This window comes from Biformimicrobium ophioploci (assembly GCF_030270605.1).
Classification (GTDB): domain Bacteria; phylum Pseudomonadota; class Gammaproteobacteria; order Pseudomonadales; family Cellvibrionaceae; genus Biformimicrobium; species Biformimicrobium ophioploci.
The window spans coordinates 265,601-282,221 of the sequence record NZ_BSYJ01000005.1 but is presented as its reverse complement, the minus strand read 5'-3'; the positions used below and the strand labels follow the sequence as shown (position 1 = coordinate 282,221).

Sequence of the window (16,621 nt, the reverse complement as noted above, 5' to 3'; positions counted from 1 at the left end):
TATAGGGTGGCACCTGGTCTCGGGAAGTGCGGATGCTGCGAGACAGTAGAACAAACTTGATCCGGCATGTGAACGAATTATTACTTCTCAAAAAAACAGTCGTTATTTGATTTCATCATAATCTTCGGAATCATTTTTCACCGTTTTTATCACTTTAAGGAATTTATGCTGGTCGCACTGCGAAGACGCTGTGACTGGCGGTACTGATATGAACTGGATTGCTACGTGCCCCAAGGGCCTGGAAAATCTGCTTTTCAACGAGCTGCAACAACTGGGTGTTACGGGGGCGAAAGAGCGTGTAGCCAGCGTCGAATTTGTCGCGCCGCTGGAGATGGCGTACCGGGTTTGTCTCTGGAGTCGCCTTGCGAACCGCGTACTGTTGCAGGTTGCAAACGCAAAGATCAACGATGCCGATGATCTGTACCGCGTCGCTGCCGACGTTGCCTGGGAGGACCAGATCTCCCCGAGCGGGCGCCTGTGGGTGCAGTTCTCCGGCACCAACGACCAGATTCGCAACAGCCAGTTTGGCGCCATGAAACTCAAGGATGCGGTGGTGGACCGGTTGCGCTCAAAAACTGGCGCACGGCCGGACATCAATCGCGAGCATCCGGACCTGAGTATTGCTGCGCGCCTGCACCGGAACCAGCTGGCGATCACCATCGATATCAGTGGTGACAGCCTGCACCGTCGTGGCTACCGCCAGTGGCAGGGCGCCGCCCCGCTGAAAGAAAACCTCGCGGCGGCACTGCTGATGCGCAGCGGCTGGGACAAAATTGCGGCGGAAGGGGGCGCGTTACTCGATCCCATGTGCGGATCCGGCACTATCCTGCTGGAGGGTGCGTTGATGGCGGCGAATGTCGCACCGGGTATCTTCCGCGAATCCTTCGGCTTTGAGCGCTGGCTCAACCATCAGAATGACGTCTGGCTGGATCTGCGCGAGGAGGCGCTTTCTCTGAGGCGGGAAGGGCTCGCAGGAGAGCTGCCGGAAATCCGTGGCTATGACTCGGACGCGAAGGTCCTGCGTGCCGCCGAGCACAATATCGAGCTTGCGGGCCTGGAGCGTCATGTGCGTGTCAGCTGGCGCGCAGTGGGGGAATTCAAGCCGCCGACGCACCGGGAAATCAAGCCGGGACTGGTGTTGACCAACCCCCCCTATGGTGAGCGTCTGGGCGAGCAGGAAGACCTGCGCGAAACCTATGCCGAACTGGGCAACCAGCTGAAAAAGCATTTCGGCGGCTGGCAGGTGGGCATCTTCACGGGTAATCCGGATCTCTGCTTTGATACCGGCCTCAAGTCACACAAGAAGTACAAGCTGTTCAATGGAACGATTCCGTCGGAGCTGATGTTGTTTTCCGTTCACGCCCGTGCAGAAGGTGAGGAGAGCGGGGCGCGTGAAGCCAAGCCGGTGCGCCTAACCGAAGGCGCTGAGATGCTGGCCAACCGGCTGCGTAAAAACCTGAAGAACCTGGCCAAGTGGCGTAAGCAGAATGATGTGCACTGTTATCGTCTGTACGATGCAGACCTGCCGGAATACGCGGTGGCTATCGATTTGTATGACGGCGGCAAGGCCGGCCAGTACGTGCACCTGCAGGAGTACCGCGCACCATCATCCATCAGTGAGCAAAAGGCAAAAGAACGGCTACGCGAGGCCATTGCGGCAACACGGCATGTATTGGAGCTGGAGCCGGCGCGTATCAGTGTGAAGGAGCGCCGCCGCCACTCGCACAAGGACAAGGGCGCCCAATACCAGAAGCAGCAGGCGCGGCCGCGCCGAGGCGCGCAGCCGTTCAATGTGCAGGAGGGGCCTGCCCGCCTGGAAGTGGACCTGTGGACTTACCTGGATACCGGCCTGTTCCTGGACCATCGGCCGATCCGCAAGTGGTTGCGCGAACATTCCGCCGGCAAGCGATTCCTCAATTTGTTCTGCTACACCGGCGCGGCCAGTGTGCAGGCAGCACTGGGTGGTGCGGCCACTACGACCAGTGTGGATATGTCCAAGACGTACCTGGCGTGGGCACAGCGGAACTTTGACCACAATGCCATTGGCGATGCGTGGAAGCACCAGTTTGTGGCTGCAGACTGCCTGCAGTGGCTGGAAGCTGCGGCGGGGAACCGCGCAGGGGACTATGACCTGATCTTTATGGATCCGCCGACTTTCTCGAACTCTGCCCGCATGCGCGATGTGCTCGATATCCAGCGCGACCATCCGCGTTTGATCGGGCAGGCGATGAAACTGCTATCGAAGGGCGGCACCCTGGTGTTTTCCAACAACCTGCGCAGTTTCAAGATGGATGCGGAAATCACGGACAATTTCGATGTGCAGGATATTACCCGCGAATCCATCGACCGGGATTTCCAGCGCAACCAGAAGATCCATAACTGCTGGCTGGTGCGGCACCGCTAGGACGTTTTACTTGCGTACCAGCAACAGCCCGCATTCACTGTGGTGCGTGTAGGGGAACTGGTCGAAGATCGCGAAGCGCTCTATGCGATGGGTTTTGGAAAGCGCCTGCAGGTTTTCCAGCTGGGTCTCCGGGTTGCAAGAGATGTACAGGATTCTCGGAAAGCGTGCGATCATACTGCAGGTATCCGGGTCCAGACCGGCGCGCGGCGGGTCCACAAGGATAGTGCGGAAGTCGTAGTCGCCGAGGTCGATGCCACGCAGGCGCCGGAACTCGCGCACGCCATCCATCGCCTGGGTGAATTCCTCACTGGACATGCGCACGATCTGCAGGTTTTCCACCTTGTTACGGGCAATGTTCTCCTGCGCGGAAGCGACGGACACCTTCGAGATTTCCGTGGCGAGTGCCTTGTTGAAATGTTCTGCCAGTGGAATCGTGAAGTTGCCGTTGCCGCAATAAAGCTCCAGCAAATCGCCGTTCTCCGCTACATCGTGGCCGCAGGCGCTTTTTGCCCAGCCAATCATCTGTTCGCAGATTGCCCCATTCGGCTGGGTGAAGCTGCTTTCTACCTGCTTGTAATGGTATTTTTTGCCGGAGATCTCCAGCGTTTCATTGACGTAGTCGCGCTCCAGCACCACCTTCTGTTTGCGCGAGCGCCCGATCACCGGGAATCCAAGTGACTCCTGCAGGGCCACTGCGGCCTCATTCCATTCCTCTGCAAGTTTCTTGTGGTAGATCAGCGTCACCAGCGCGTCGCCACTCAGGGTAGTAAGGAATTCTGCGCAGAACAGCTTGCGCTTAAGAATTTCACTGGCGTTGACCGCGTCCAGTACTTTGGGCATCAGGTGGTTGATGAGCTGCGAGCCAACAGTGAATGAATCGACAAATACCGCCTGCTTGTATTCGCCCTGGCGATACATGGCGTAGTGGGCCTTGTCGCCCTCATGCCATACCTTGAACTCCGCGCGCAAGCGATAATGGCTCGGTGGTGAGCGGAACACTTCCGGCTGCAGGTCTGTAAAGGGTGCATACGCGGTTTTCAGCTCGGCAACCTTGTCGCTTAGCTGGTCTTCATAGGTATGTGTTTCTACGTGGTGTATGCCCATCGGGAGCCCTGGTCCGGTAATTTACAGCGGGGCGGATTATAGCCACTCGAGCCGGAGAACGGTAACCGTCAGCCTTGAGCCCTGTTTATAAACAGTTAGTTGGTTTGGGCAGGCCGGCAATTTTGCTGGCAATCTTGGCCGGGCTGGGCGGGAACAGCTGCATCAGGTAGATACTGCGGCCCTTGTCCGGGCCCAGGTGTTTGCCGATCCACTTGACCAGCGGACGCATGGCGGGAGAAAGGTCGTAAGTCTGGTAGAAGTCGCGCAGCAGCTCGATGATCTCCCAGTGGGCGTCGCTCAGGGCGATCTCTTCGCGGTCTGCCAGCAGTCGGGCAGCGTCGGGCGACCAGTCTGAGAGATGCACCAGGTACCCCTCTTCATCCAGTTCGATTTCTTCGCCGTTTACCACCAGGTCTGCCAAAGTACGCTCCCCACACTGCAACTTGAGTCGTCAGGACACAATTTTACCCGAACCAGCTGACGATCGGCATATGGTTGGTGCAGAGGTTGACCCAGCCATCGTAGTCGGTGGTTTTCGCTGGAGATTGCACGTCGATGCCCCTGGCGACGGCATCGGATTCCAGTACATAGATGCTGCTGAAGGGCGCCAGCTTATCCATTGCCAGCAGGGCATAGACACCGTCCTCCGTCAGCAGAAGGGTGTCGCTCTCGGCGAATACGGCGGCGCATTCCGCGAGTGCAGTGTTGCGGAACGGGGACTGGTTGACGATATGCAGCGCCATCAGAAGCTCAACACCGTATGAGCGCTGGCAATCAGCTGCTGGCAGGCGGCGGCATCGCTGGGTTCGATCTCAAGACCGTCCACGCCGAGCTGCTCCAGGCTGAGATTGCGTTCCGCCAGGCTCCGTGTGCAGACGTGTACACGCGTGATATCGAACATTGGTAACGCCATCAGATTCTTACGCAGGTCCTTTTGCTGGACGCTTGGGGCGGACAGGTTTTTGGCCAGCTGAAGTACGCCTTCACCGGAAAACAGGATCTCCAGTGGCTGGTCGTAAACCGCCGCGGCCAGAATTGCATCCAGCGCATCGCGTGCGAGGCTGCTCTGGAGGGGGGTGTGGCGGCAGATATACAGGCTCTGTTTTTGCTCCATCACTAGCCTCCGAACGTAATCACGCGGTCTGAATGGGCGACGGCATCCGCCAGTTGCCCGAGGCCGGCCAGCTCGAACCCTGGCGCAAGGTTAAAGGCCGGCTTGCCAAAGCGTTTTGCCTCACCTTCCGAGATCACACCGCGCTTCTGGCCGGCGGCAATACAGACCACGGCGTCCAGTTTGTGCCTCTCGATCAACTGCTGCCAGGATTGCTGCAGGTTCAGCTCGTCCTGGGGTGGGCAGGCCAGTGCTGTGCCACAGTGGACACCGTCGGTATAGAAAAACAACCGATGAATGCTGTGTCCCTGGCGAATGACTGCCTCAGCGAAACGCAGCGCGGAATAGGCCGCTTGCGAAGAGTAGGGGGCGCCGTAGATCGCGAGAGAGAAAATCATATTGGGTAGGAGGCGAGGGGATTCGGGCGCCCTTGATGGTCTGGGCGCCCGGAAATAATGGTCTGATTAATCGTCGGATGCGAAGCCGAAGATGTGCAGCAGGCTGGTGAACAGGTTCAGGATGCTCAGGTACAGGGAGGTGGTCGCCATGATGTAGTTGGTCTCACCACCGTGCACGATGCGGCTGGTGTCGTACAGGATGAAGCCGGAGAAGATCAGTGCAATCACGCCACTCAGAGCCACGCTGGCCAGGGGCATATGGATGCCAAAGAAGCCCGCGATGATAAAGCCGAGCGCACATACCAGGGCGCCGATCAGGCCCACAAACAGGAAGCCACCCATAAAGCTGAAGTCCTTACGCGTTGTGAGGACATAGGCAGAGAGGGCGAAGAAAATGAGGGCGGTGGTGCCCAGTGCCTGCATAACAACCTGGCCGCCGGCAGCGGACTGCAGGTAATGGTTCAGGATCGGGCCCAGGGAGGCGCCAAGCAGGCCTGTGAAGGCGAAGACTACGCCAATGCCGGCGCCGGAGTTTGCAGTTCGCGGAAGTACGAACCAGATCAGGCCCAGTGCGGCAATTGAGCAGATGATGCCCACGCCGCGTCCCATGCCGATGGCCATGGAGATGCCGGCAGTAATGGCACTGAATAGGACAGTCATGGCAAGGAGTGCGTAGGTATTGCGCAATACCTTGGCCGCCTGCTGGCGATCCTGAAGGACCGTGGACTGAGAATAAACTTCCTGCATTTTTTGCTCCAAATATGTCGGGTCGTTTGTGCTTAGATTGCTTTATAGAACCCAGGTTCCTGACGCAGATCATAAAGGGTGAACTTAGGACCATCAAGTCACTGGCCGATGGGTGACTGATCGGTTACTTTGTGTACGGTGGAATCGGTTTTTGTCAGGTCAAACATTCACGACGAGGGATTTGTAATGAATAAATTTGTACCAGTGATGGCGTGCCTGTTACTGCTCGCGGGTTGCGGCACCGGGCCGAAGGGCTCGATGGGCTTTACCCTACCGGATGGCGACCCAAATACCGGTAAGCTGCTGTTTACCGCATTCCAGTGCAGCTCCTGCCATACGATAAAAGGGGTGGCTCAGCCTGAGGCGCCAGAGCTGAAGGTCGCGCTGGGTGGAGAGACAAGCCGAATCCAGACCTACGGTGAGCTGGTGACGTCCATCGTCAACCCCAGTCACAAGCTGGCAAAAAAGTATGCGGAAGAGCTGGTGTCGGTTAACGGGGTATCCCGCATGCGCAATTACAACGATGTAATGACCGTGTCGCAGCTCATCGACCTCGTGGCTTTCGTGCAGTCTTCATATAAGCTCGAAGCCTACAAGCCGACCGATTACGAGCACTACCGCTTCGATATCGGCCACTGACGCGCAGGCCGGCCATGGCGGTCAGGCCTTGTGCTTGGCCGCAATGAATTCGAGCGCGGTATTGATGTCGGCGCGGGTATCCTTGCAGTCGAAGAATCCGATCACTCCGGATTCGCACTGCAGCTTCGCAAGTCCATCACTGGCGCTGATTCTCGCGGCAAGGTCCTCCAGGTCCGTAATCGGGGTTCCGTCAAACGCATAGAGTACCTCTCCCATTATCCACTCCTGCTCGTGCGCCGGCCCCTCGCTTTCTATGTGGGTGATGACAAGCCGTTCCTTGTTTTCGTTGAAATGGCGAAAGATATCCCCGGTAGTGTACTGCTCCGTGATGGAGAGGGCCGCCAGGATTTCGTAGGAGAGGGGTTGGATCAATAGCCCCCAGACGAACAGAAAGCGTCTCTGGGACAGGGCGGGGTGGCTGTTCAATTTGGTCTGCGGCCTCGCGGCAACGATACCGCTCGCCTTGAATTGGTTACCGTCGCGCAGGACATCCAGTTCGATCGCGCTACCCAGCGGGAGGGTCTTGATCTTGTCGAACAGATTGAATCGGTGATAGTGATGTTCGTCTTTGCAGATGCCGTGGCGATCCAGCTCAATGCCATTGATTGCAAGGAGAACGTCGCCGTGTTGCGCGCCGGCGGACTCCAGCAGGCCGCCAGGCTCAACCTCGATAACGACTACCCCGGTTGCTTTTTCCTGTGAAAGTTGGGCCGCGACGATATCTGAATTTTTCTGTAAAGAGCCACCAATATCGCCCAGGTCGAGACAGGATTGCTCGAACAGGTTCTTCAGAATGATGTCGATGAATACTGCGGGCGTTATGAAGCCGATATTATCCGCTTCGCGGGCGATAGAGGTATTGATTCCAATGACATCGCCGTGCTGGTTCAGCGCGGGGCCACCGGAGTTGCCGGGGTTAATTGCGGCATCGGTTACGAACCGATCTGCGGACACCCGATCCCCCCCAATAAAGTTCGTAACTTCACCCGCGGTGATATTTGGCTCCTCCATACCCAGCGGATAACCGATGGCCCTCACCGGGGTCCCGCGGTTGATGGCAAACCGGCTGTCGATGCGGAGGCAGGGGATAGCGCAGCCCGCAACCTCCTCGAAACGCGCGCGCTCTCCATCGCACAGGCGAATAATGGCGATGTCCGGCTCCAGTGTATCCACCAGGCCTATCGCTTCGCACTTGAACTTCTCCTCTGAGGTCAGCATCGAGACAATTTCGATGGACTTGCTGTTGCGGATCACATGGGCATTGGTGACGATGATGTCCTTGCCGTATTCGCACTCCACAAAAAAACCGGAGCCGGTCCATTCGTCGGGGCTTTCCACCATGGGGTTGAGGATGGTCTCGATCTGCTCACCGGCGTAACCCTCGACATAGACCTGAATCACGGCGGTCATTTTCCTGCGGGCGGTTTCACCGGATTTCTCGGTCATTGACTGTCTCGGTGGCGGGAACGGTATCGGCGAGTCATTGTTATTATAGTTATGCGCACTTGAGCCAGCGCGACCCTTGAATGTTCCACGGAAATCGCCGATAAACAATACAACGCCATTTGCGGGAGTGTGAACTTGTCAGCGAACCCGGCCGAGCAGGAAAAGCCGCGTGCTCCATTCAACAACCGGTGGGAAACCGAGAGCTTCTTTACCGACAATGACGCCTATTTTGCCAACATTCTTGCGGAGATAGAAAAGGCAAAAAAGTCGGTCTGTATCGAGGTGTTCATTTTCGAAAGGGATCATCTGGGTGAACGCTTTATCGAAGCGCTCAAGGCTGCGGCTGCGCGCGATGTCGATGTTCGCGTGATCATGGATGGTGCAGGCTCTTTCCGTCATGGTTTTTCGATCGCAGAGGAGTTGCGCGAGGGAGGTGTGCAGGTCCGCATATACCATCCTTTACCGTGGCACTGGGAAAGGTTCCATCTGGCGCTGAACCCGGGCGGCTTCTTCGTGAGGCTCCGGGTTTTGATCAGCGAAATCAATAACCGGGACCACCGCAAACTGTATCTGGTCGATGATGTTACCGGGTGGGCCGGAAGCCCAAACATCACTGCTGACCACCTTTCCTGTGAGGCCGGCGGCAAAGGCTGGCATGACTTTGCGGTGCGGGTGACTGGTGACTCGGTTGCGGCATTGCGTGAAAGCTTCAACACGCTCTGGGGTTACACCCACAAAAAGTGGCGCCAGAAACTGATCGGAAACTTCTGGAGCTCGCTTTCACTCCGTAGCCGGCGACGCAAGAACAGACGCTATCTGGCAAAGATTTCGCAGGCGAAATCCCGCGTATGGCTTTGCAGTGCGTATTTTTCTCCGTCGCGGCGGATGTTGCGCGCCATACGCACTGCCTGCGAGCGCGGCGTCGACGTTCGCATTATTGTTCCGGCCGGCTCAGATGTGCCATTCTTCAAGTCGTTGGCAGTATCCTATTACGAAACGCTGCAAAGTTTCGGTGCCAGAATTTACGAATACCTGCCTTCCATGTTGCATGGGAAGGTCCTTCTGGCGGATGACCAGGCAATCGTGGGCAGCACCAACTTTAACCACCGCAGTTTTCTCCACGACCTGGAAATCGACGTTCTATTGCATTCCGCGGATGCGGTCTCCAGTGTTGAGTCGGCGCTGCTGAACGACATGTCCCTGAGCCGTGAATGGAGCCCTGCGGTCGGGGAGCGGCCGGGCCTTCGTAACTGGATACTCAGGGTTTTCCGCTACTGGAGTTGAGATGCCGCGATTACGCGTCCTTTCGTACAATATCCATAAAGGTTTCAGTGCCAGCGGTGCGCGATTCCTACTCGCGGATATCAAGGACGCGATTCGCAGTGTCAATGCGGACCTGGTGCTTTTGCAGGAGGTCGTTGGCGAAAACGAGTGGAAGCGCAAGGCAATCTCCAGCTGGCAGGACGGGCAGTTTGAGTATCTTGCCGAGTCCCTCTGGCCGCATTACGCATATGGCAAAAATTCTGTATACAGTCACGGGCATCACGGTAATGCCATTCTTTCCCGCTATCCGATCTTGCGCTGGGCCAATGTCAATATCAGTGTCTGGCGCGTATCCAGCCGTGGTTTGCTACACACCTGCATCCTGGATCAGCTGCATATATTCAATGTGCATCTTGGCCTGTTCAAGGCGGAAAGAAACAAGCAGTGGGAGTTGGCCTGCAAGGCGATTGAGCAGCGGGTAGCAGGCGGCGCACCTTTTATTCTGGCTGGTGACTTCAACGACTGGAACCTGAAACTCCATCCAGCCATCAAGGGCGCGCTGTCAGTTCGGGAAGCGCTGGCGCAATTGCAGGGAAAGCCGGCGCGGACATTCCCTGCGGTGCAGCCGTTGCTACGAGTCGACCGGATCTACTTTCGTGGTATGGAACTGACCGATGCCGGCAGGCTGGATCATCGTCGCTGGCGCCGGCTCTCAGACCATTGCCCTCTGTGGGCCGAGTTTGAGGTGGATTTCAGGTTGCCGCCTGCGCGGAAGAGGATTTGGAGTTAGCGCGCGCAGTGGATTGAGCGGGTCGGAAATAGCTTCGCTGCGCTCGCTGGTCTGCGCGCTTCGCGGTGGACTCGCACTTCGTGCTCGGGGCGATGCCCCGCCGTCGCAGGCTCCGGCGCCCAAATTCGTTTGCACGAATTTGTCGACTCGAGCCGTGGGGTTCTTAGACGGCCGGGGTCGGGATTAGCTTCGCTGCGCTCGCTGGTCTACGCGCTTCGCGCTGCGACTCGAACCCTATGGTTCTCATCCCGCCTCCGGCGGATATAAAAAAACCCGGCAGGAGCCGGGTTTCTTTATATGGCGGAGGGGGAGGGATTCGAACCCCCGGGGCTGTTACACCCAACGGTTTTCAAGACCGCCGCTTTCGGCCACTCAGCCACCCCTCCAAAGCGATTGGCGCATTATACAGGCTGAAAAACAGCGTACAAGTGTGCCATGGCAAATTATCAGGAGACTTCGGCGAGCTGCTTTTTTAGTGCACAGCCCGCCGAATTTTTAGTTAAGTTGCCGCTTAACCTTCCATCGTCTCGCTGCTGTCGCCGGCAACTTTACGCGCCTGGCGCGGGTCATTAGCCGGACGCGAAAGCTCGCGCGGTTGGTGTTGGATGTCTGCTGGCTGGTCCGTATCCAGAGGGCGGTCGTGGCTCACTTCCGGGCGGGAAGTGGCAACGGCCACGGCACTCAGCGGACGCGGGTTTACGCGCGGGTCATTTGCCGCACGTCCCGGCGCTGCTTGCTCGGTAACCGGGGCTTCGCCCTGAACTTCTTCCGCTGCGGCAGGCTCAACGGCCTCTGCTTCAACAGTTTCCGCCTCAACAGGTTCCACCTCTGCGGCTTCCACAGGAGTGGCTTCCACAGGAGTGGCTTCTGCCTGGGCTTCCACAGCTTTGGCTTCCTCTACCTGCGGCTCCTGGGTTTCGGAGGCCTCAGCTTGCGCTTCGGCAACCGGCTCGGCAGGCACTTCAGTCGGCTCGGCCGTTGCAGTAGCTTCGGTTGCTTCCGCTGCGGTGTCTGCCACTTCTGCTGCTGGCTCAGCCTCTGCCGGAGCTTCTTCGGCCTTCGGCTCTTCCTCAGAGCTTGCCTCTTCCTCGGCGGTTGCTACTTCAGTAGCGCCCTCTGAGGGTTCCTCTGCAGCAGCTTCAGCTTCTGCAGCTTCGGCCTCTGCGGCAGCACGCTTGGCGGCGCGCTCCGCTTTCGCTGCTTCTGCGCGGGCAACTGCCGCTTCCAGAACGGCGACGGCCTGCTGGGCCTTGGGGTCTTCCAGGAAGGGGTGCGGTTCTGCTGGCACTTCTTCCTGAACTTCCGCTGCGACATCCGTAGATGAGGTTATTACTTCCTCAGCTTCAGGTGCCACTGCTTTGCTGTCGGTCGCTTTGGTCGCTACTTCCTTCGCGTCAGTTTCCTGAACCACTTCGGTAGCTGGTTTTTGTGCAACCTTCTCAGGTGCAGTTTCCTTTGCTGCGTCGGTTGCTTCAGTTGCGACCTTTGTATCGGCCTTGGCTTCAGTGGAAACCATAGCGGCTTCGGCGGCTTCTGCCGTGGCTACGTGGTCTTCACGACGGCCACGGCGACGTGGCTGCGGACGGCCGCGCACGTTGCTCGGGCGCTTGGACGGGCGCTCCGCTGACGGACGATCCGTGGATGCGTCTTCCGTCTTCTCGACTACGGCTTCCGGTGCGGACTTCTGCTTTGCAGAATCCTTGCGGCGGCGCTGCTCCTGGCGCTCGGAAGTCTTCTCTTCCTTGCGCTCCTTGCGGCGCTGGTCCTTCTGCTTGGGCGTATCCTTGCGGTCATCGTCGCGACGCTTACGGTTGCGCTGGCCGCGGTTATCCCGATTATCCGTGCGACGCTGCTGGCCGCGACCACGCTGCTGGCGACGCTTGTCCTTGCCACCTTTGCCTTTCTTGTCCTTCTTCTTGTCGTCACTGGAGAAGAGGGACTTCAGCGCGCCAAACAGCTTGCTGAACATGCTCGGCTCCGGGGTTTCAACAGGCACTGGCGCAGGTTGGGTTGGCGCCAGCTGCTCTACCGCAGGCTGCGGGCGAGCCGCTTCACGGGCCGAAGTTTCCGCTTTCTCGGCGGATTCTTCGGCGGTTACGCCGGTGATCTTGTAGCTGGTCACCAGGGTATTGGAATCGTCATCACGCAGGCGCTGAACCTCGAAGTGCGGTGTTTCCATTTCCGGATTCGGAACAATCACCACGCGGGTATTGTTGCGCTTTTCAATCGCGGAGATGCTTTCGCGCTTTTCGTTTAGCAGGTAGGTGGAAACATTTACCGGCGCGATCGCGCGAATCTCTGCACTGCGTTCCTTCTTCGCCTCTTCCTCTACCAGGCGCAGGATGGAAAGGGACAGGGACTTGGTGCCACGGATAGTGCCCTGGCCGCTACAGCGCGGGCAGACACGGAAAGTGGTTTCACCCAGGGACGGGCGCAGGCGCTGGCGGGACATTTCCAGCAGGCCAAAGCGTGAGATGCGGCCGACCTGTACGCGGGCGCGGTCCATGGACAGAGCTTTTTCCATGCGGCGCTCAACTTCGCGCTGGTTTTCCTTGCGCTGCATGTCGATAAAGTCGATGACCACCAGTCCGCCCATATCGCGCAGACGCAGCTGGCGAGCGATTTCATCGGCTGCCTCGAGGTTGGTCTGTCGAGCAGTTTCCTCGATGTCGCCGCCCTTGGTTGCGCGAGAGGAGTTAATATCGATGGAGATCAGGGCTTCGGTCACGTCGATCACAATGGAGCCACCGGACGGCAGCGTTGCTTCGCGCTCGAATGCAGACTCGATCTGGCCTTCAATCTGGTAGCGATTGAACAGCGGAATGTTGTCGTCGTAGTACTTAACCTTGTTGACGAAGGAGGGCAGCACCTGGCGGATGAATTCCTGTGCCAGCATGAAGCTTTCACGGTTGTCGACGATGATCTCGCCGATGTCATCACGCAGGTAATCGCGAATCGCACGGATGATCACGTTGCTCTCGCGGAACAGGAAGTGCGGTGCGCGACTATCGTCAGACTCTGTCTTGATGGCGTCCCAAAGCTGCAGCAGGTAGTTGAGGTCCCACTGCAATTCTTCGGAACTGCGGCCCACGCCTGCGGTGCGGACGATGATGCCCATGCCGGAAGGTACGTCGACCTTGGACAGCGCGTCGCGCAACTGGGAGCGATCCTCGCCCTCGATGCGGCGGGAAATGCCACCGGCACGCGGGTTGTTTGGCATCAGCACCATGTAACGGCCGGCGAGGCTGATGAAGGTGGTGAGGGCTGCGCCCTTGTTGCCACGCTCTTCCTTTTCGACCTGGACAATGACTTCCTGGCCTTCCTTCAAGACGTCTTTGATTTTGACGCGGCCATCGCCGGAAGACTTGCGGAAGTATTCTCTGGAGATCTCCTTGAGGGGAAGGAAGCCATGCCTTTCTGCGCCGTAGTCGACAAAGGCAGCTTCCAGGGAGGGTTCAATACGGGTGATTTTGCCTTTGTAGATGTTGGCTTTCTTTTGTTCGCGGCTGCGATTCTCGATATCGAGGTCATACAGCCACTGGCCATCTACCAGGGCAACACGCAACTCTTCTGGTTGGGTTGCGTTGATCAGCATTCTTTTCATGCGATTCTCTTTTCCTTGCAGGCGAAGGTGAAGAGTCGCTGAGGGCCGCAGTCTTACGTCAGCCTCGGTTTACCAGGCTTCATCAATGATCCTGGTAACGGCTGGGCAATGGTTCGCCGAAAATCCTACGAATAACCAAAAACACGCCGCGGGCAGGTGCCGGCGGCGGGCATGGGTAGTATTTTCGGGCGTCTTGCCATGTAACTCCGTTATTCCCCGGCAATTTCCCTGCCGGGTTGTTTGCCGCGCGCTGAATGTTCGATACAGCCGCTGGCGATAAAGTGGCCCAGTTGTTTTCGCTTGTTTCCTCGTTTACATCCGCCGGTATTCGACCGGCGCTTTCTTCTTTTGTACCACCAGTTGGGGTGGTCACCGCCAGTTCGATCGCCGGCGTCTCACAGGAAAGAGCGTGGGCACACTCAGTAACGTTGTCAGTAAAGCGCTGCGGGCATCAGCCCGTCTTACATCTTCGCGTTTCAAATGCCACGCTGGTAACGCGTGGGATCCGTTTTATGGCCGATATATAAGGCCTTGAATTTTGCTTGTCAGGGCGGGCGTTTGGCCGACCCCCTCTAGCCGCGGTATTTCCTCTGTTCGGCGCCTGAATCACTGGTTCCTTGTCAGGGAACCATACGCCGCCGGAAACCAGCCGGTTAGAATCGCCGAATATAGCATGGGCTGGGCGGTGCAGCAATTTGTGAATTTGCCCCAATGGCATGGGATTATGCTGTGGGAAGCAATGATTGGCGGTATTATGCGCGCCATGAGTGATACCAAACCTGATTCCCACCCTGATTCCCGTCTGACCGTGCAGTTCCTTGAGGTGCCGGGCGAGTTGGAAGGCCAGCGCATTGACAACTTCCTGATGGCGCGGCTGAAGGGCGTCCCCAAGTCGCGGGTGTACCGGATCCTGCGCAAGGGCGAGGTGCGCGTCAACAAAAAGCGGGTAAAGGCGGAATACCGTCTGGTTGCGGGCGATGTGGTGCGAGTACCGCCGATCCGCATGTCGGAGCAGGCGCCTGCGCCTGTGGCCGGTGAGTCACTCCGCCGCGAGATCGAAAATGCGATTTTGTTCGATCGCGACGGCCTTCTGATTGTCAACAAGCCGGCCGGCGTTGCCGTGCATGGCGGCAGCGGTATCAAGCTTGGCCTCATTGAAATTCTGCGTCAGATGTACCCGCAAAGCCCGTTCCTGGAGCTGGTGCACCGCCTGGACAGGGACACCAGTGGCGCAATCATGGTGGCGCGCAAGCGCAGCGTGTTGCTACACGTGCAGAAAACCCTGCGGTCCGGCGGGATCGACAAGCACTATCAGGCCCTGACCGTGGGCAAGTGGCCGCGTGGTCGCCGTGAAGTCGATGCGCCGCTGCACAAATTCACCCTGAAGAGCGGTGAGCGGATGGTGCGCGTGGACGCCCAGGGCAAGCCTTCGCTCACGACTTTCCGCGTGGCTGAGCGCTTCAAGGGTGCAACGCTTGTGGATGCGACACCGGTTACGGGGCGTACCCACCAGATTCGGGTGCACGCACAGTTTGTTGGCTGCCCGCTCGCAGGAGACCCCAAATACACCAGCGACGAGGACAATGCACAGTTTCGCGCACTGGGCCTGAAGCGGCTGTTCCTGCATTCGGCAAGGGTGGGCTGCACACTGCCAGATGGCGAGCGTGTCTCGGTGGAGGCGCCACTGCCTGAGGATCTGGCTGGCGTGCTCGAGCGCCTCCGCAACCAATGATTTAGGTAGTACAGATGCTGGTGATACTTGACTGGGACGGAACGCTGGTAAATTCGGAGGCGCGGATTGTGCGCTGCCTGCAGGTTGCCGCGCAGCGTGCCGGCCTGCCAGAACTGGCCTACGAAGCCGGCCGGAATATCATCGGGCTCGGTTTGCCTGAAGCCTCCCGGGTACTGTATCCGGAAGCGTCCGAGGGTGCCCGTGAGAAGCTGCGCCTCAACTACGTAGAGGCCTGGTGGGCGCTGCACGATGAGCCGCTTTCATTCTTCGAGGGAGTACTGGAGACCCTGGAAGAACTCCGCGCCACGGGGCACCAGCTTGCGGTGGCTACCGGCAAGAGTCGTCGCGGATTGTCGGGGCAGCTGGAGCAGATGGGGGTTGCGGACCTTTTCGTCGCGACCCGCTGTGCCGATGAAACCGCATCAAAACCAGATCCGCTGATGTTGCAGCAGTTGTTGCAGGAGACGGGCAGTCCGGTTGAGGAGGCGCTGATGGTGGGCGATACGGAGTACGACCTCGCCATGGCTGCGCGGATCAATATGGCGTCTGCCGGGGTCACTTATGGCGTGCATCACCGTGACCGGCTCGTTGAGCATGGTCCGGCACTAATTCTCGACAGCTTTGCCGAACTGCTTGCCTGGGAGCGCTTGCGCTAGGCTTTTTAGGTCAGGCTTCCGGAAGCAGGGGGTTTACACCCTTCACTCGCAGCATCTCGCACAGGCGGATCAGCGGCAGACCAATCAGGCTGTTGAAGTCGCGACCGTTCAGGCCGCGGAAGAGGGTGATGCCCAGCCCTTCGCACTTGAAGCTGCCGGCGCAGTCGTAGGGTTCCTCGCGGCGCAGGTAATTTTCGATTTCGTCCGGCTCCAGCTCGCGAAACGCCACTTCAAATGGCTCGACCGCCTTCTGGTGTGTGCCGGACCGGGGGTCGAGCAGGCAAAGGCCTGTGTGGAAAATCACACCGCGACCGCTGCAGCGCTGCAACTGATCGACGGCGCGGTCGAAGCTGCCGGGTTTGGTCAGTTGGGTGCCGTCCAGCTCCGCAACCTGGTCCGAGCCGATGATCAGTGCGTCCGGGTGATCCTGCGCCAGCGCAAAGGCCTTTTCCAGGGCCAGGCGCTCTGCGAGCTGCGGCGCAGATTCGGCGCCGATTCTTGCTTCATTTATATAGGGCGCGCTGGTGATGAAGGGGAGGCCCAGCTTTTCCAGCAGGGCGGCCCGATAGGGGGAAGATGAGGCCAGTACGAGCTCGCGCATGTGCAGTCCGGTTTTTCCGTCAAAATGAATAACTTAGCGATTATCGAGGGGCTTTAATTGTTTTGACAAGGGCAGGGCTTCTCCCTAGAATTGCGCGCTTATGTCGGTACCCCCTGTAAAGGACAC

At 58.4% G+C, this 16,621-nt stretch carries 15 protein-coding genes and 1 tRNA gene; 6 read left to right on the top strand and 10 right to left on the bottom strand.

The features are described from left to right. Nucleotides 1–208: 208 nt before the first annotated feature. Nucleotides 209–2,404, top strand: coding sequence for a bifunctional 23S rRNA (guanine(2069)-N(7))-methyltransferase RlmK/23S rRNA (guanine(2445)-N(2))-methyltransferase RlmL (gene rlmKL, locus QSJ80_RS13115; protein WP_285764915.1), 2,196 nt, complete (start codon nucleotides 209–211; stop codon nucleotides 2,402–2,404). Between the two features lie 6 nt (nucleotides 2,405–2,410). Here the strand turns inward: rlmKL and trmA are convergent, their stop codons facing one another. From trmA to QSJ80_RS13085, 6 genes are all read right to left on the bottom strand, one after another. Then, nucleotides 2,411–3,508 carry a tRNA (uridine(54)-C5)-methyltransferase TrmA gene (gene trmA / locus QSJ80_RS13110; RefSeq protein ID WP_285764914.1) on the bottom strand — a complete coding sequence of 366 codons (1,098 nt, stop codon included), beginning with the start codon at nucleotides 3,506–3,508 and terminating at the stop codon, nucleotides 2,411–2,413. An 85-nt stretch (nucleotides 3,509–3,593) separates the two neighbouring features. Next, nucleotides 3,594–3,929, bottom strand: coding sequence for a TusE/DsrC/DsvC family sulfur relay protein (locus tag QSJ80_RS13105; RefSeq protein WP_285764913.1), 336 nt, complete (start codon nucleotides 3,927–3,929; stop codon nucleotides 3,594–3,596). A gap of 43 nt (nucleotides 3,930–3,972) precedes the next feature. Next, nucleotides 3,973–4,251, bottom strand: a complete 279-nt coding sequence (gene tusB / locus QSJ80_RS13100; RefSeq protein WP_285764912.1) for a sulfurtransferase complex subunit TusB — start codon at nucleotides 4,249–4,251, stop codon at nucleotides 3,973–3,975. Next, nucleotides 4,251–4,622: a sulfurtransferase complex subunit TusC gene (tusC, locus tag QSJ80_RS13095; RefSeq protein WP_285764911.1), complete on the bottom strand. Its 372-nt coding sequence runs from the start codon at nucleotides 4,620–4,622 to the stop codon at nucleotides 4,251–4,253. Before tusC ends, tusB begins: the two co-directional genes overlap by 1 nt. 2 nt (nucleotides 4,623–4,624) lie before the next feature. Beyond that, the gene (tusD, locus tag QSJ80_RS13090) at nucleotides 4,625–5,017 is read right to left on the bottom strand and encodes a sulfurtransferase complex subunit TusD (protein ID WP_285764910.1); all 393 of its coding nucleotides are present in this window, start codon (nucleotides 5,015–5,017) and stop codon (nucleotides 4,625–4,627) included. A gap of 66 nt (nucleotides 5,018–5,083) precedes the next feature. Further along, nucleotides 5,084–5,764: a Bax inhibitor-1/YccA family protein gene (locus tag QSJ80_RS13085; RefSeq protein ID WP_285764909.1), complete on the bottom strand. Its 681-nt coding sequence runs from the start codon at nucleotides 5,762–5,764 to the stop codon at nucleotides 5,084–5,086. A gap of 186 nt (nucleotides 5,765–5,950) precedes the next feature. On the opposite strand from QSJ80_RS13085, the gene QSJ80_RS13080 reads away from it, so the two are divergent. Further along, nucleotides 5,951–6,403 carry a c-type cytochrome gene (locus tag QSJ80_RS13080; RefSeq protein ID WP_285764908.1) on the top strand — a complete coding sequence of 151 codons (453 nt, stop codon included), beginning with the start codon at nucleotides 5,951–5,953 and terminating at the stop codon, nucleotides 6,401–6,403. Between the two features lie 21 nt (nucleotides 6,404–6,424). Here QSJ80_RS13080 and QSJ80_RS13075 read toward each other — a convergent pair whose 3' ends face one another. Further along, nucleotides 6,425–7,849 (bottom strand): trypsin-like peptidase domain-containing protein, encoded by a 1,425-nt coding sequence (locus QSJ80_RS13075; RefSeq protein WP_285764907.1) that lies wholly within the window; start codon nucleotides 7,847–7,849, stop codon nucleotides 6,425–6,427. 135 nt (nucleotides 7,850–7,984) lie between these two features. On the opposite strand from QSJ80_RS13075, the gene QSJ80_RS13070 reads away from it, so the two are divergent. Continuing rightward, nucleotides 7,985–9,133 carry a phospholipase D-like domain-containing protein gene (locus tag QSJ80_RS13070; protein WP_285764906.1) on the top strand — a complete coding sequence of 383 codons (1,149 nt, stop codon included), beginning with the start codon at nucleotides 7,985–7,987 and terminating at the stop codon, nucleotides 9,131–9,133. Between the two features lies 1 nt (nucleotide 9,134). Then, nucleotides 9,135–9,902 carry an endonuclease/exonuclease/phosphatase family protein gene (locus QSJ80_RS13065; protein ID WP_285764905.1) on the top strand — a complete coding sequence of 256 codons (768 nt, stop codon included), beginning with the start codon at nucleotides 9,135–9,137 and terminating at the stop codon, nucleotides 9,900–9,902. Between the two features lie 298 nt (nucleotides 9,903–10,200). Here the strand turns inward: QSJ80_RS13065 and QSJ80_RS13060 are convergent. Together QSJ80_RS13060 and rne are read right to left on the bottom strand one after the other, a co-directional pair. Further along, nucleotides 10,201–10,288: transfer RNA gene (locus QSJ80_RS13060), tRNA-Ser, on the bottom strand. Nucleotides 10,289–10,413: 125 nt separating this feature from the next. Beyond that, nucleotides 10,414–13,506: a ribonuclease E gene (gene rne / locus QSJ80_RS13055; RefSeq protein ID WP_285764904.1), complete on the bottom strand. Its 3,093-nt coding sequence runs from the start codon at nucleotides 13,504–13,506 to the stop codon at nucleotides 10,414–10,416. A gap of 763 nt (nucleotides 13,507–14,269) precedes the next feature. Here rne and rluC point away from each other — a divergent pair. Together rluC and QSJ80_RS13045 are read left to right on the top strand one after the other, a co-directional pair. After that, complete coding sequence (gene rluC / locus QSJ80_RS13050) at nucleotides 14,270–15,238, top strand: 23S rRNA pseudouridine(955/2504/2580) synthase RluC (protein WP_285764903.1); 969 nt, start codon at nucleotides 14,270–14,272, stop codon at nucleotides 15,236–15,238. Nucleotides 15,239–15,252: 14 nt separating this feature from the next. Further along, nucleotides 15,253–15,894 (top strand): HAD family hydrolase, encoded by a 642-nt coding sequence (locus QSJ80_RS13045; protein ID WP_285764902.1) that lies wholly within the window; start codon nucleotides 15,253–15,255, stop codon nucleotides 15,892–15,894. A gap of 10 nt (nucleotides 15,895–15,904) precedes the next feature. Here the strand turns inward: QSJ80_RS13045 and QSJ80_RS13040 are convergent, their stop codons facing one another. Further along, nucleotides 15,905–16,495 (bottom strand): Maf family protein, encoded by a 591-nt coding sequence (locus QSJ80_RS13040; protein WP_285764901.1) that lies wholly within the window; start codon nucleotides 16,493–16,495, stop codon nucleotides 15,905–15,907. Nucleotides 16,496–16,621: the final 126 nt, after the last annotated feature.